Below are 14,850 nucleotides of genomic sequence, written 5' to 3' on the forward strand. Positions count from 1 at the left end.
TGGGGCAGCTCCAGGAAGGCCGGTGGCTCGGGGCCTGCCCCTTTCCTTTTGCCTGCACGAAACTATTTGCGGGAAGAGCCTGTTAGCATGCTAAGAGTAGAAAAACTTTACGATTTTATCAATTCTGCATAGGAAATGATAATTATTTTCTACTTTTGTAAAGAATATTATTGCTACACGCAAGAAATTTATAGACGAAGAGGCGAGAGAACAGGCTCTGCGACCCTCTGGCAACCATCCAATCGGAAAGGTGCCAAGTCCTGCCCAACGAAGGGGAAATATAAATTATAGAATCATGAACAAGACATCAGGCACATCCCATACCAATCCAGCTTCAGCTGCTAACATTCCCTTTGCGGTCTCCCCGCAGAAGGCGTGCTGTTGTTGCTGTTGTTCCTGCTAAAGGAAACCCCCATTTTCCCCCTTCGGCCCCACGCGCACCAGCAGGAGCCGCCCACAAAGGGAAACATCACCTTAACAAATAGTATCGACCACAGATTGCGCGTGCCCTGGGCACTTACGCGAGCCTTGGGCACATTTTAAAGAGTCTATGTCGTTTTTTGCTTCCCCCTTTGTGCCATACCCCGATGCAGTGCCTTTGCTGCATAACTCCGCCGGGTGTTTCCTGAACGCAGCAGGCTATACCTGCTGTTGTTGAAGCATGGATTGCCCGGGGGCGGCAAGTAGCTTGTTTTCCTCTATAAATTTATACCATTTTTGAGCAGAGGCCTTTTGGCTCCTCCATATAACAAAATAGCAGTATGCAAACCTTTAGAACCGAGTTAGAGAATCCGATTGTAGAAAAAGACATCATCGAGCTGGAAAAGAAAATCCGGCTGTACCGCGAGGGCAAATTGCAGGAAGACAAGTTCAAGAGCCTGCGCCTTGCCCGTGGGGTATATGGGCAGCGCCAGCTAGGCGTGCAGATGGTGCGCATCAAGCTGCCTTTCGGGCGGCTGACCACCACGCAACTCCTGCGCATCGCTGGCATCTCCGATGAGTACTCTACCGGAAACCTGCACCTGACCACGCGTCAGGACATCCAGATACACTACGTGAGCCTGGACAGAACCCCGGAACTGTGGGCCAAGCTAGAGCAGGACGACATTACGCTGCGCGAGGCCTGCGGTAACACGGTGCGCAACGTCACGGCTTCGCCTGAGGCCGGGATAGACCCGCAGGAGCCCTTTGACGTTTCGCCATATGCCGATGCGGCTTTCCGCTACTTCCTGCGCAATCCGATCTGCCAGGACATGGGCCGCAAGTTCAAGATGTCCTTCTCGTCCAGCGACTCGGACACGGCCTTGTCATACATGCACGACCTGGGCTTTATACCGAAGGTGCGGGAGGAGAACGGAAAAACAGTGCGCGGCTTTAAAGTGATGATCGGCGGCGGACTGGGAGCCCAGCCGGCCCTGGCCCATACCGCCTACGAGTTTCTGCCCGAGAACAAAGTCATACCCCTGATAGAGGGCGTGCTGCGCGTCTTCGACCGCCACGGCGAACGGAACAACCGCAACAAGGCCCGCTTCAAGTACCTGATCGCGAAGCTTGGTTTAGAGGAGGTGATGCGCCTGGTGGATGCGGAGTATACCGCCCTTAAGGCACACACCTTCGAGGTCGACACGACCGTGGATTTCTCACCCTCCATACCAGCGGCGCGTGAAATCCCTGATTTTGTGATCGAGGACACCGAAAAGTACGACCGCTGGCTGAAAACCAACGTGTTCGCCCAAAAGCAGGACGGCTTCTACGGGGTATACATCAAAGTGCAGATCGGCGACATCAGCAGCGACACGGCCAGGGCAATGGCCCCGCTGGTACGCGATTTCGCCGCCGACGATATACGGGTAACGCAGGGGCAGAACCTGCTGCTGAAGTACGTGCGCCAGGAGGCCCTGCCTTTTGTGTTCGCGCAGCTGGACGCGCTGGGGCTGGCAGAGCCAGGCTTTAACAGCGTGGCCGACATTACCACCTGCCCTGGCACCGACACCTGTAACCTGGGTATCTCCAACAGCATGACCACGGCCAAAGTGTTGGAAAACATGCTGGTGCAGGAATACCCCGAACTGCTCTTCAACACTGATATCAAGATAAAAATAAGCGGTTGTATGAACTCCTGCGGCCAGCACGGTATGGCTAACCTGGGCTTCCACGGCTCGTCGCTGAAAAGCGGCAAAAGCGTGGTGCCGGCCCTGCAGGTATTGCTGGGCGGTGGCACAGTGGCGAACGGCGAAGGCCGCATCGCGCAGAAACTCCTTAAAGTGCCGAGCAAGCGAGGCCCCGAGGTGGTGCGCCAGGTGATCAACGATTTCCAGGCCAACAAGCAGGAAAACGAGCGCTTCAACGCCTACTTCGACAGAAACGGGAAAGACTATTTCTACCAGATGCTGAAGCCGTTGGCCGACCTGACAACCCTGACGCCGGACGACTATATCGACTGGGGGCATCAGGAGCAGTTCTCGACCGCCATCGGCGTGGGCGAGTGCGCCGGTGTGATGATAGACCTGGTGGCTACCCTGCTGTATGAGGCGGATGAGAAGCTGGAGTGGGCGGGTGAAGCATTGGAAGACAAGCGCTTTGCGGACGCCCTCTACTATGGCTACAGCGCCTACATCAGCACGGCCAAGGCCCTGCTGCTCGACAAAGATGTGAAGTGTAACACGCAGGCCGGGATTATCCAGGACTTCGACACGCATTATGTATCGGAGGGCGTTTTCAGCTTCACGCCTGATTTTAAGAGCGAGGTGTTGCGGATCAACCAACTGGAGCCGACAGAGGCGTTTGCAAACGAGTACCTTGGCAAGTCCCTTCTGTTTTTGCAGCAGGCAACCACCTACCGACAGCAGCAACGCGAGAACGCAAGCGCCGAAACGGTAAAATAGTTTTGTGTGGCTGAAGGGTGCGGAGCGCAGGGAGGAAATCCGTTCACCTGTCCATCTTTCAGCCACACTATTTTTCAGTCTTTTAAATTGGAGCGAGATGGCAGCACGAAGTAAGGAAACACAGCAGGAAGTAAGCAGCACGCGCCAGGAAGCGGCAACCGCCAGACAGCCAAGGCTGACGCTGGTGGGCGCTGGCCCCGGCGACGTGGAGCTGATTACCCTGAAAGCGATCCGGGCGCTGCAGCAGGCCGACGTGATCCTGTATGACGCGCTGGTGAACCCTGCGCTTCTGGATCATGCGGATGCCGACACGCCAAGAATATTTGTGGGCAAGCGCGCCGGGGCACACAGCCTGACGCAGGACGCGATAAACGGGCTCATTGTGGAATCGGCTTTGGCCTATGGCCATGTGGTGCGCCTGAAGGGTGGCGACCCGTTTGTGTTCGGGCGCGGCTACGAGGAACTGGCGTACGCAGACAAACACAACATCGCTACCGAAGTGGTGCCGGGTATAACCAGTGCCGTGGCGGTGCCCGAGCTGCAGCAGATTCCGCTTACCATCCGGGGCGTGAACGAAAGCTTCTGGGTGATCACGGGCACGACCCGATCGGGCGAGATATCCAGCGACATTCCGTTGGCCGCGCAATCCAATGCCAGTGTGATCATCCTGATGGGTTTGAATAAGCTGCCCCAGATCGTGGACGTGTTCATGGCCGCCGGCAAAGCCGACACACCCGTGGCAGTGATTCAGAACGGCTCGCTGCCCGATGAGAAAATTGTGCTGGGCAATGTCCACAACATCGTGGAACGCGCAGAAACCAAAGGGGTAGGGGCACCTGCCATCATCATGATCGGGGAGGTGGTTGCCTATCATCCGTCGCTGCGCTATACCCTGGACCTGGAGCGGGCCCCGGAGCTGGCAAGCGCATAACCCAGTTATACCTACAGTACAGAGATAGAAATGAGTAACGGTTCTCAACAACCCATCACCGATCCTCTTGTGGCTGCCGTGCAGCCCGTTATCAACCCGCTGTTCCCGATTTTTCTGAAGCTGGAGCAACTGCAAACGCTGGTGGTGGGAGGTGGTGCCGTGGGGCTTGAGAAACTTTCCGCCATCCTGGCCAACAGCCCGCAGGCCCAGGTCGTGCTGGTGGCCCCTGAGATACTGCCGGAGCTGGAGGAACTGGCGCAGCGGCATCCGCTGGTGCAACTGGTGCGGCGCGAGTTTCAGGAAACAGACCTGGCGGACCGCGACCTGGTGCTGGTGGCCACAGACGACCACGTGCTCAACATCACGATCCGGGATCTGGCCAAGTCGCGCAAAATCCTCACCAACGTAGCAGACACACCGCTGCAATGCGATTTTTACCTGGGCTCGATTGTGCAGAAAGGCAGCCTGAAACTGGCGATCTCCACCAACGGGAAATCCCCGACTGTTGCCAAGCGCATCAAGCAGGTGCTGAACGAGGCGCTGCCCGATGAGCTGGAGCAGGTGCTGGACAAGATGACCCGCCTGCGGGCGCAGCTTACCGGCGATTTTGCCTATAAGGTGAAGCGCCTGAACGAGGCAACCGAGGTGCTGGTAGAGCCCACAGCGCCAAACGTGGGCCAGAAGAAACTGCCGAAGTACAGCCTGAAGTATATCCTGATGCTGGTGTTTGCCGCTGTGTCGCTGATGGTGACCGGGCATATCCTGTTTAGCTACATCCCGTTCGCCACTATCGGCAACCTGGCCCTGGACGTGGCCGCGCAGGTAGACTCTGAGATTCTCATTTTCATACTGGCGGGCTTTGTCGCCCAGCTGATTGACGGCGCGTTGGGTATGGCCTACGGCGTGAGTGCCACCACGTTTCTGTTGAGCTTCGGCGTGACGCCGCTCGCCGCCAGTGCCAGCGTGCATGCCTCAGAGATTTTCACCTCCGGTGCCTCCGGCTGGATGCACCTCAAGTTCGGGAACGTGAACAGCAAGCTGTTTAAGACGATCGTGGTGCCTGGCGTGCTGGGGGCCATAGCAGGTGCCTACCTGCTCTTTGCGCTGGAGCAGTACATCTACCTCATCAGGCCGGTCGTAGCTATTTATACTTTGTTTCTGGGCATCCTGATTATCCGGAAAGTACTGAAGAAACGCGTGAAGAAGAGCCCCGTAAAGCGGCTGGGCATGCTTGGTGCGGTGGGCGGTTTTATGGATGCCATTGGCGGCGGCGGTTGGGGGCCTATCGTGTCTTCCACGCTCATTGCCAAGGGCCGTCACCCAATGTATACCATCGGCTCCGTGAACCTGGCAGAGTTCTTCGTGTCGTTTGCCAGCTCGGCGGCGTTCATCTCGCTGGCCGGCATCTCGCACTGGCAGATCATCATCGGCCTGATTCTGGGCGGCACCATCTCCGCGCCACTCGGTGCGTATATGGCCCGTAAGATCCCCGTTAAAACCATGATGATCATTGTGGGGATAGTGGTCATTATCGTCAGCCTGCGCCTGATCTACATGGCTTTTGTGTAGGTAATTAAACTTAAGAATAACTGTGATTTAAATTCCTTTAAATTTTAGATAGTAGACACTCTAGAGGTATCATACAGTAAGATAAAGACAAAATGATTCCCAGTTTTTCCGGGAAGCGCCTTGTAGGTGTTGCGGTGCCGAACGCAGTGAGGCAGCCTGAGCAGAGCGAAGGCAGCTTCAACTACACAGCGCCGAGCGGAAAAACGCGCCCCAGCGGGCGTGGAGCGCAAAGCAAGCTATTAAATTTAACAGTTTCAAGCTATCCTAAAGCTGTTAAATATGGAATTCACGTTAACTTATGTTCTCTCGAATTTGTGTGTTACCTGAGTTTAGGGCAACTTTCCGTTGTTTCAGGCTCAGGTTATTTTAGTAACTTGTAGCATGATTGTGTGACTTGCAAAAGCATGCTCAGTTTTTCCGCAATCAAACCAATTTATGTCTGACAAAGAAACAAACGCCATACGGCTGCAGGCGAAACGCAGCCATAACCGGGAGCACTCGGTACCCCTTTACCTCACTTCCAGCTTCGCCTTCGAAAACGCAGAGCAGGCGCGTGCCGTGTTTGCCGACGAAGAGCCGGGCAGCATTTACTCGCGCTTCTCCAACCCCAACGTGGATGAGCTGGTGGAGAAAATGTGTTACCTGGAGAACGCAGAAGACGGCTTCGCCTTCGCCACCGGTATGTCGGCCGTGTTCACCAGTATGGCCTCGCTGCTGAAGTCGGGCGACCACATTCTGGCGGGCCGGGCCGTGTTTGGCTCCACCCACCAATTGCTGACAACCATCCTGCCGCGCTGGGGCATCACGCATTCGTATGCCGATGCCCGCAAGCCTGAGGAGTGGGAGCGCCTGATCACGCCACAAACCAAGATGATTCTGGTGGAGACGCCTTCTAACCCGGGCCTCGAGCTGATCGACCTGGAGTGGCTGGGCGAGCTGAAACGAAAGCACAACCTCCTGCTGGTGGTAGACAATTGCTTTGCCACGCCCATCCTCCAAAACCCCATCGACTTTGGCGCCGACCTGGTGGTGCACTCTGCCACGAAGTATATCGACGGACAGGGCCGCGTGCTGGGCGGGCTCATCGTGGGCCGTGCCGACCTGATCAAGGAAGTGCGCTTTTTCTCGCGCCATACCGGTCCGGCCATGTCGCCGTTCAACGCCTGGGTGCTGTCCAAGAGCCTCGAGACACTCTCGCTGCGCATCGACAAGCACTGCGAGAACGCCCTGAAAGTAGCCCAGACGCTGGAGAACAACCCGGCGCTGGAGGTGGTGAACTACCCGTTCCTGCCCTCGTTTGCGCAGTATGAACTTGCCAAAAAGCAGATGCGCCAGGGCGGCGGCATCGTAACGTTTGTGGTGAAGGGAGGGTATGAGGCGGCCAAGCGCTTTATGGATAACCTGCAGATGGCCACCATCAGCGCGAACCTGGGCGACACCCGCACCATTGCCACGCACCCGGCCTCTACCACGCACTCCAAGCTCTCCGCTGAAGAGAAAGCCGCCACCGGTATCTCCGACGGGCTGATCAGGGTTTCCGTGGGACTGGAAGGCATCGAAGCCATTATTGGAGACATTGAGCAGGCACTGGCTAAGGTATAGGTGGTTGTTGATTGTTAATTGTTGGTTGTCAATTGTTTTATGGATTTTGCTGCAAGCTCGCACCAGCGTCAGGGGGGGCAGCGTCGCGGTATCAGCATTAGGTATATATCAGCATTGGGTATAGTTTAAGAGCAGGTAACTAAAGTAAAATATTGCTTCATTGCTTTTGTGTCCGATAGCGCAAAGTGTCTTATTTGGAGGTTACCGATAAAAAATCAAATCATATATGGAAGTTAATTTAACACGCGTAGACGGAGATTTTCATTTTGCAGGAGCAGGCGCTTCCGGTGTGGAGGTGCATATCGACGGCTCTCCGGAGATCGGGGGGCAAAATGCAGGTGCCCGCCCCATGGAAATGCTGCTGATGGGCCTTGGCGGTTGCAGCGCCATCGACATTATCCAGATACTGAAAAAGCAGCGCCAGCAGATCGACTCCTTCAAAATAAAGGTAACCGCCGAGCGTGAGGCCGGTGTCGTGCCGTCGCTGTTCAAGGAGATTCACGTGCACTTTACATTGGGAGGGCCGCTGGAGGAGGAGCGGGTAGGGAAAGCCGTCAGCCTCTCAATGGATAAGTATTGCTCCGTAGCCGCTATCCTGTACAAAACGACCACCATCACGCACAGCTTTAACGTGGTGCAGCATGCCCAGGTGACGAAGTAAACCAATTCCAGATCAGGCAAAAGACAAGAAGGCCGCCGCAGAAACATCTGCAGCGGCCTTCTTGCATAAAACCAGACCTCACAGTGTCTAAAAGACCTGTGAGTGTCAATTACTAAAGTGTCTAATACTACTATCAATTATTCATCACATATCCCTCTCCCTTTCAAAAAATAAAGCCGTTTCTCTCTACTTAAACCTATACCTATGATGCTAGCGAGAATGCTCGCGCTATAGGTATAAACTGGCCCTCTGGCCCATTCAAGTCACAGACTCGACCTTATTGTAAGACACCCCGATAGCTTTCGGAGCGCCATAGAAGTGAAGGCAACGGCCCTACGCTTTGGAAGAATTTGGGGACAGCTATTTTTTACAACAACTGCACGAACAATCTCAAATGCGCACTTTCTCTTTTATAATGGTCTAAAGCGTTGCCTTAAATCATATAATTCAGCTCGCTCTCATGCGACACGATGGCAACCATACCGGCACCCACCGTGGTAAATGACGTCTCATCGATCAGGATGAAGCCGCCATTGGAGCGGTTTTTCAGGTAGGGGTCTACCAGCAGCGGCGTGGCGGTGCGTACCTGCACGCGGCAAATGTCGTTCAGCTGCACCTGGTCCACATCCTCAATCCGGTCGAGGGTGTTCACATCCACTTTATACTGAATCTCCCGGATCACGGCGCGCGTCTCGGTGGAGTTATGGCGGAGCAGCAGCTTGGCACCCGGCTTCAGGGCCTTGGCGTTCATCCAGCAAACCAGCGCCTCAAACTCCTTGGTCACGTCCAGTTCCTCCTCCTGCTTCACAATCACGTCGCCGCGGCTAATGTCCACGTCGTCCTCCAGTTGCAGCACCACGGATTGCGGGGCAAAGGCTTCTTCCAGCTCCTTGCCGCCTAGTTCCACAGACTTAATGGTAGAGGTTTGGCCCGAAGGCAACACCACCACCTTATCCCCTTTGCGGTAGATGCCACTGATCACTTTGCCCGCATAGCCACGGTAGTCGTGGTGCTCGTGCGTATGGGGCCGGATCACGTACTGCACCGGGAAGCGGGAATCCTCCAGGTTGAAGTCCTGCGAAACGGGTACCTGCTCCAGATGCTCCAGCAGGCTAGGGCCGTCATACCACGGCATCGCTGTAGAGCGGTCCACGATATTGTCGCCTTTCAGGGCGCTTACCGGTATAAACGTGATGTCTTTAGACGTCAGTTTTTTCGAGAACTGCTTGTAGTCTTCTACAATCTGGTTGTAAACGGATTCATCAAACCCCACCAGGTCCATTTTGTTGATGCAGATAACCAGGTGCGGGATGCCCAGCAAAGACGAGATGATGGAATGGCGGCGTGTTTGCTCCTGCACCCCGTTGCGGGCATCCACCAGGATGATCGACAGGTTGGAGTTAGAGGCACCCGTCACCATGTTGCGGGTATACTGGATGTGGCCCGGCGCATCCGCGATGATGAACTTGCGCTTTGGGGTAGTGAAATACTTGTAGGCCACGTCGATGGTGATGCCCTGCTCGCGCTCGGCCTTCAGGCCGTCCGTCAGCAGCGACAGGTCCATTTCGCCGTCCTCGTTTACGCGGCCAGAGCTTTCAATGGCCTCCAGCTGGTCGAGGTATATTTGCTTGGTGTCGAACAGCAGGCGGCCGATGAGGGTGCTTTTTCCGTCGTCAACGCTTCCGGCCGTAATAAATCGTAATATATCCATCTTAAAAATATCCTCCTTTTTTACGGTCTTCCATAGCGGTTTCCGTCAGTTTGTCATCTATACGGGTTGCTCCGCGCTCACTTATTTTCGAATCCAGTATCTCAGCAATCACACTGTCTATGTCGTAGGCCACAGACTCTACGGCGGCCGTACAGGTCATGTCGCCCACGGTGCGGAAGCGCACTTTGCGTGTCACCACCTCGTCCTCAGGCTCACGGTAAATAAAGTCTGAGGTTGCCATCAGCTTGCCGTCGCGCACCAGGCACTCGCGCTCGTGGGTGAAGTAAATGTTTGGCAGGGTGATGTTCTCGCGCTTGATATAATTCCATACATCCAGCTCCGTCCAGTTACTGATCGGGAAGGCGCGCACGTTCTCGCCCTGGGCGATGCGGCCGTTGTAGATGTTCCAGAGCTCCGGGCGCTGGCGTTTTGGGTCCCACTGGCCAAACTCGTCGCGCACCGAGAAAATCCGCTCCTTGGCGCGGGCCTTCTCCTCGTCGCGGCGGGCGCCGCCGATGCAGCAGTCAAAGCCAAACTCCTCTATTGTCTCCAGGAGGGTATACGTCTGCAGGCCGTTGCGGCTGGCGTAGCGGCCTACGGGCTCGGAGAGGTTTTGCTTTTTGATGGTGTCTTCCACGTGGCGCACCACCAGCTTCTCGCCCAGCTTCTCAGCCAGTTCGTCGCGGTACTTGATCGCCTCCGGGAAGTTGTGGCCCGTGTCGATGTGCACGAGCGGGAACGGGAACTTGCCTGGGCGGAACGCCTTTTCGGCCAGGCGCACCAGCGTGATGGAGTCTTTTCCGCCTGAGAACAGGAGCGCCGGTTTCTGGAACTGGCCTGCTACCTCTCGCATGATGTGGATAGCTTCCGCCTCCAGCTGGTCGAGGTAATCTAAATATCTCTTTGTCATCTTTATAAGTTAGAGAGTTAGAAGGTTAGAAAGTTAAAGAGTGAACATGCTTTAACTCCTGATTCGTAACTCGGAATCCGTAATTCGTAATTATCTGGCGTGCAGGCCGCATTCTTTTTTGGAGTTGCTCTCCCACCACCAGCGGCCGGCCCTGAAGTCCTCGCCCTCGGCAATGGCCCGGGTGCAGGGCGCGCAGCCGATGCTCACAAAGCCTTTGTCGTGCAGCGGGTTGTAGGGGATGTGGAGTTCCTTCACGGCCTCGCGCACTCCCTCAAAAGACCAGTCGAGGAGCGGGTTATACTTGATCGTCTGGAAGCCCGGGTCCCACTCCAGCAGCTGCAGATCGTGGCGCGCATCCGACTGCTCTGCCCGGATGCCCGTCACCCACAGCTTCACGCCCTGCAAGGCGCGCTTCAGGGGCTCCACCTTCCGGATGTAGCAGCACTCTTTTCGGTTCTCGATGGAGTTATAGAAACTCAGGGTTCCTTTCTCGGTCACGAGCCGCTCCACGGCCTCGTGCTGCGGGAAGAAGACCTCGATGTTCTTGCCGTAATGCTGGTTTGTTTTGTGCAGCAGGGTATAGGTCTCGTTGAAAAGACGGCCGGTGTCCAGCGAAAAAACGCGGATAGGCAGGTTGTTCTCAAATATATAATGCGTGATGAGCTGATCCTCGATGCCGAGGCTGGAGGAGAAGGCGATCTGGCCCTCAAACTCAGCAGCCAACAGCGTAAGGCTCTCCACGATGCTCTTGCCTTCCAGCTCACGAAGCAACGCTGGCACCCTCGTGTCGAGGGCGGAGGTTTCTAAAGCGGATATCTGACTCATGTATGGGATATTAAAACTTGGGGATAAAATTACTTATAAGTTGCCTATAGACCCAATAAGTAATGAGATTTCTTTATTTTTTGTTCCTTTGGTTGAAATATAGGCAATCGAGTTGCACTTATTTTAAAAAAAAGGAAATTAGCTGCAAAAGGCAAGGCATGAAGTGCCCGGTACAGCATCAACGCTGACAGGCTAAATTCTGGAAATAAGGAGACTTAGCCGTTTAGCGCTGCATACAGCAGCAACAACAGCAACAGGCAGACATACGGAGGGGGGCTGCAAGGGCAGAAGAGGTGGCAACCGATGTGTTACCGAAGAAAGAAGGCGATGTGTAAGCTGTTGTTTGCATTGTATCTGAAATTTATATGTTCCTGCCGGGGCAGGATAGGATTTGGCACCTTCCCGGTAGGGTGGTTGCCAGAGGGTCAGGGAGCCTATTCTCTCGCCTCTTCTTTATAAATTTTACTGACTGTTATGTCAATTGGTACTCGAAATACAAATTTAAGGTATTTTTTGTTCAACTCCCTAACATGTAAGGGAAAATAAATTCCGGAGCCCTCCCGGAGCAGCCTTCCTTTCGCCTCAGGTTCTGGCCCAGCGTGCTCCATACCGAAGGCCAGCATGGAACTGACTTATACCAATAAGCGAAGGGTATAGCACGCTGCGCAGCATCACATAAGCGATAGCCTGGTATGGTATGGTATGGTATGGTATGGTATGGTATGGTATGGTATGGTATGGTATGGTATGGTATGGTATGGTATGGCTGCGACTTTCGGGGGAAACGCCCGACTCCCAACTCAACCGGGAGACTTCAATAGAAAGCTGTGCCAGGCAGCGAGGCGTTATTCGTGCCAGTGCTTCGGCAGTTTCGCTTTGCTTGCCTGCTTTGGCGCGACATGTCCGTGCAGTAGCTGCAGAATGTAATTGACATCCTCCTCATACTCGATGTATAGGTCCTCGTGCACCTTGGCCAATTTCTGCAGCACAAACTGCGTTCGCTTCACGAGATACTCCTGCAGGGTTTGGGCGCGGTAGAGGTAAGCCACGATAAAGGCATCGTGTTCTTCCAGAAAGCGGCGGAGCAGCAGCAAGGTCAGCTGTATCTCGCCCTCTTTGTCTTTGGTGTATTTCACGTGCCGGGTAATCTCCGCGTTCAGGGCGCGCATGTCCATCATCAGGTATCCCGGCGAGTAAGGGTCGTACCCGGCCTGGGTGTTGATGCTGGCTACCAGTTGCTCGCGTCGCTCCAGCAAGGTGTCGCCCTGCTCCACCAGCTCAAACTGCAGTCGCTGGCAGAGGTCGCTGTCTTTCTTCAGCAGCCGGAACAGGAGCTTGTCTTTCTCTGAGTCGGGCAGCTTGCTTATCGCGGTTTTGAATTCAGGAGTTAGTTGCATGTGTCAAAAAGCCAGTGTGGAAAAGGCATGCGTCATGCCCTATGTAAAGAAGCGAAAATGATTTTGCCGGGGCAAGGGGTGCCACAGGATTTTTGGATTACAGCGCGCACTTTACTGAGAGCCCCAGGTATCGCTTCTTCCATTTCCCCTTATGCGTATAAAGCGGCTTGAGGTAGTATAAGGTTATGTGAAAATTGAAAAGCTTTCTTCTTTTGCAAACTGCCAACGAAGCGATCAGGAGCTGGGGCGGTCAGAAGAACAACACGATTTATACTGGGTATGTATAAGTCATTCTGAATCCCGAATAATTATAAGGTTAAATTTTATGAGAATTTATTTTGATTGTAATAATTATTGACTAAATTTCAAGTATAAGTCATTTCTGATAGCAGATTTTCAAACATACGTTGATTTGCTATGCTTTATCTCAATACCTCGCAAAAGAAATTTTTAATCATAATGTACCATTTATGACAGGTATATCACGTCGGGATTTTATCTCGAAAGCGTCGGTTTTGGCTGGTTCAAGCTATCCGGCCATGATCGCGCTGGGGCTTCTGAAAGCCGCGCCCGCAGCGGCCTTTAACCTCGAAGGAAAAGGGAACGGCAAGCACGTTATCATCCTGGGAGCGGGACTGGCTGGCATGACGGCTGCCTATGAGCTGAAAAAGCTGGGATATAAATACACCATCCTGGAAGCAAGGGACCGCGCCGGAGGTCGAGTCTGGACCGTCCGGAACAACACCACTGAAACCGAGCTGGATGGCAAGCCGCAGCGGGCAAAGTTTGATGACGGGCAGTATTTTAACGCAGGAGCCGCCCGCATTCCGCACCACCACGGGCTCTCGCTCCACTACTGCCGCGAGTTGGGCGTGCAACTGGAAACCTACAACAACATCAACGAGTCCGGTTTTGTGTACAACGACGGCACGGGGCCCCTGGCCAACAAGCGCATCCGGATACGGGAGATCCATAACGACATGCGCGGCTATACCAGCGAGCTCCTTGCCAAGGCCATCGACCAGGATGCCCTTGACAGGCCCATGACCGTGGATGACAAGGAGATACTGATCGAGTACCTGCGGGCCGAAGGCGAACTGGACCCCGACAAACTCTACAAAGGCACTCCCCGACGGGGGTATATCTCCCCACCCGGCGCAGGCGATACTCCCGGAAAGCTGGCAAACCCCTACGAACTCTCAGAAATCATCAAGTCCGGATTGATCGGGCACTCCTTCTACAACATCGGCGATTATATCTACGAGCAGCAGATGACCATGATGCAACCCGTTGGGGGTATGGACATGATCGCCAAAGCCCTGGAAAAGCACGTGGGCAAGGATATTCAGTATAAAGCCGAGGTGCGCGAGATCAGGAAAACGACGGACGGAACCCGTGTCGTTTACGCCGACAGCCACGGCAAAATGAAGGAGCTGGAAGGAGACTATTGCATCTGCACGATCCCGCTCCCTGTGCTCTCCGGCATCACCTCCGATTTCTCTTCGCCTGTGCTCCGCGCCATCGACAGCGTGACGTATTATGAGGCAGGTAAAATAGGGCTGCAGTTTAAGCGGCGGTTTTGGGAAGAGGATGACCACGTGTTTGGCGGCATCTCCCGCACCAACATGGATATCCACCAGATTTTTTATCCCTCCAATGGCTTCCTGTCGAAGAAAGGTACGCTGGTGGGGTACTACAACTTTGGGGACAAAGCCATAAAGGTGGGCAACCTTACGCTTGCCGATCGCGAGAAACTGGCCCTGGAGCAGGGAAACAGGATACACCCGCAGTATAAGCAGGAGTTTGAGTCGTCTTTCTCGCTTGCCTGGCACAAGATCCGGTACAGCCAGGGGGCATTTGCCACCTACTCCTCAGACCAGAGGCAGCGGTTTTACCCGGCGCTGCTGCAGCCAGACGGGCCGGTCTATTTTGCCGGGGAGCACACCACCTACCTCACAGCCTGGATGGCGGGCGCGTTTGAGTCGGCCAGGCGCTCGGTGAGCGATCTGCACGAGCGTGTGATGCGCTCTCAGCAGGTACAGGCTGAGCTGAAAGGCTAGTTTATACCCATTACCCGATTACAATACACGTCAGGCTGAGCAAGCGCAAGCTTCTTTTATTTGGCCCGAACAGCACGAACACATACGGCGGCCTACGCCGCAACTTGCACAAGCTTACTTCAGCAAACAGGGGACTGGCTTTACGGCAAGCCCTACTCGCAACGCTTACTTGTTGATGCCTCCTTTTTTGAGGGGCGGCACAAGGTATACTGCATGCCCCTGAGAGCATGTTTAAATTTCGTTTTTGGAAGCGAAAATTGTTCAGGAAGGGTTCTGGCGAAGCGTTTTTTGAGCCGCAT

At 54.5% G+C, this 14,850-nt stretch carries 11 protein-coding genes and 2 riboswitches; of the genes, 6 read left to right on the forward strand and 5 right to left on the reverse strand.

The genetic code is table 11. The features are described from left to right. Nucleotides 1-185 precede the first annotated feature (185 nt). Nucleotides 186-287: riboswitch (SAM riboswitch) on the forward strand. A gap of 474 nt (nucleotides 288-761) precedes the next feature. The 5 genes from MKJ04_RS18220 to MKJ04_RS18245 all read left to right on the forward strand — a co-directional run bounded on the left by MKJ04_RS18220 (nucleotide 762) and on the right by MKJ04_RS18245 (nucleotide 7,648). After that, entirely contained in the window at nucleotides 762-2,885 is a 2,124-nt protein-coding gene (locus MKJ04_RS18220; protein WP_241643101.1) for a nitrite reductase, read from the forward strand. Nucleotides 2,886-2,982: 97 nt separating this feature from the next. Then, nucleotides 2,983-3,816, forward strand: coding sequence for a uroporphyrinogen-III C-methyltransferase (cobA, locus tag MKJ04_RS18225; protein ID WP_241643102.1), 834 nt, complete (start codon nucleotides 2,983-2,985; stop codon nucleotides 3,814-3,816). A gap of 30 nt (nucleotides 3,817-3,846) precedes the next feature. After that, nucleotides 3,847-5,385: a TSUP family transporter gene (locus MKJ04_RS22900; RefSeq protein WP_317246731.1), complete on the forward strand. Its 1,539-nt coding sequence runs from the start codon at nucleotides 3,847-3,849 to the stop codon at nucleotides 5,383-5,385. Between the two features lie 435 nt (nucleotides 5,386-5,820). Continuing rightward, nucleotides 5,821-6,987, forward strand: a complete 1,167-nt coding sequence (locus tag MKJ04_RS18240) for a trans-sulfuration enzyme family protein (RefSeq protein WP_241643103.1) — start codon at nucleotides 5,821-5,823, stop codon at nucleotides 6,985-6,987. Between the two features lie 226 nt (nucleotides 6,988-7,213). Further along, nucleotides 7,214-7,648, forward strand: a complete 435-nt coding sequence (locus MKJ04_RS18245; RefSeq protein WP_241643104.1) for an OsmC family protein — start codon at nucleotides 7,214-7,216, stop codon at nucleotides 7,646-7,648. A gap of 433 nt (nucleotides 7,649-8,081) precedes the next feature. Here MKJ04_RS18245 and MKJ04_RS18250 read toward each other — a convergent pair whose 3' ends face one another. From MKJ04_RS18250 to MKJ04_RS18270, 5 genes are all read right to left on the reverse strand, one after another. Continuing rightward, nucleotides 8,082-9,359: a sulfate adenylyltransferase subunit 1 gene (locus MKJ04_RS18250; RefSeq protein ID WP_241643105.1), complete on the reverse strand. Its 1,278-nt coding sequence runs from the start codon at nucleotides 9,357-9,359 to the stop codon at nucleotides 8,082-8,084. Between the two features lies 1 nt (nucleotide 9,360). After that, nucleotides 9,361-10,269: a sulfate adenylyltransferase subunit CysD gene (gene cysD, locus MKJ04_RS18255; RefSeq protein WP_241643106.1), complete on the reverse strand. Its 909-nt coding sequence runs from the start codon at nucleotides 10,267-10,269 to the stop codon at nucleotides 9,361-9,363. A gap of 90 nt (nucleotides 10,270-10,359) precedes the next feature. After that, nucleotides 10,360-11,094 (reverse strand): phosphoadenylyl-sulfate reductase, encoded by a 735-nt coding sequence (locus MKJ04_RS18260; RefSeq protein WP_241643107.1) that lies wholly within the window; start codon nucleotides 11,092-11,094, stop codon nucleotides 10,360-10,362. Nucleotides 11,095-11,452: 358 nt separating this feature from the next. Continuing rightward, nucleotides 11,453-11,556, reverse strand: a riboswitch (SAM riboswitch). 120 nt (nucleotides 11,557-11,676) lie between these two features. Next, nucleotides 11,677-11,898 (reverse strand): hypothetical protein, encoded by a 222-nt coding sequence (locus tag MKJ04_RS18265; RefSeq protein WP_241643108.1) that lies wholly within the window; start codon nucleotides 11,896-11,898, stop codon nucleotides 11,677-11,679. 41 nt (nucleotides 11,899-11,939) lie between these two features. Continuing rightward, on the reverse strand, nucleotides 11,940-12,491 hold the full coding sequence (locus MKJ04_RS18270; RefSeq protein WP_241643109.1) for a hypothetical protein: 552 nt from the start codon (nucleotides 12,489-12,491) through the stop codon (nucleotides 11,940-11,942). A 470-nt stretch (nucleotides 12,492-12,961) separates the two neighbouring features. Here MKJ04_RS18270 and MKJ04_RS18275 point away from each other — a divergent pair, with 470 nt between their 5' ends. Then, entirely contained in the window at nucleotides 12,962-14,551 is a 1,590-nt protein-coding gene (locus MKJ04_RS18275; protein ID WP_241643110.1) for a flavin monoamine oxidase family protein, read from the forward strand. Nucleotides 14,552-14,850: the final 299 nt, after the last annotated feature.

It is taken from the genome of Pontibacter sp. E15-1, assembly GCF_022601975.1.
Taxonomy (GTDB): Bacteria; Bacteroidota; Bacteroidia; order Cytophagales; family Hymenobacteraceae; genus Pontibacter.

What these genes read in the sequence shown, in the direction of transcription:
- MKJ04_RS18245 (WP_241643104.1), top strand. Translation starts at nt 7,214, where the DNA reads ATGGAAGTTAATTTAACACGCGTAGACGGAGATTTTCATTTTGCAGGA.
- MKJ04_RS22900 (WP_317246731.1), top strand. Translation starts at nt 3,847, where the DNA reads ATGAGTAACGGTTCTCAACAACCCATCACCGATCCTCTTGTGGCTGCC.
- cobA (WP_241643102.1), top strand. Translation starts at nt 2,983, where the DNA reads ATGGCAGCACGAAGTAAGGAAACACAGCAGGAAGTAAGCAGCACGCGC.
- MKJ04_RS18240 (WP_241643103.1), top strand. Translation starts at nt 5,821, where the DNA reads ATGTCTGACAAAGAAACAAACGCCATACGGCTGCAGGCGAAACGCAGC.
- MKJ04_RS18270 (WP_241643109.1), bottom strand. Translation starts at nt 12,491, where the DNA reads ATGCAACTAACTCCTGAATTCAAAACCGCGATAAGCAAGCTGCCCGAC.
- MKJ04_RS18220 (WP_241643101.1), top strand. Translation starts at nt 762, where the DNA reads ATGCAAACCTTTAGAACCGAGTTAGAGAATCCGATTGTAGAAAAAGAC.
- cysD (WP_241643106.1), bottom strand. Translation starts at nt 10,269, where the DNA reads ATGACAAAGAGATATTTAGATTACCTCGACCAGCTGGAGGCGGAAGCT.
- MKJ04_RS18250 (WP_241643105.1), bottom strand. Translation starts at nt 9,359, where the DNA reads ATGGATATATTACGATTTATTACGGCCGGAAGCGTTGACGACGGAAAA.
- MKJ04_RS18275 (WP_241643110.1), top strand. Translation starts at nt 12,962, where the DNA reads ATGACAGGTATATCACGTCGGGATTTTATCTCGAAAGCGTCGGTTTTG.
- MKJ04_RS18260 (WP_241643107.1), bottom strand. Translation starts at nt 11,094, where the DNA reads ATGAGTCAGATATCCGCTTTAGAAACCTCCGCCCTCGACACGAGGGTG.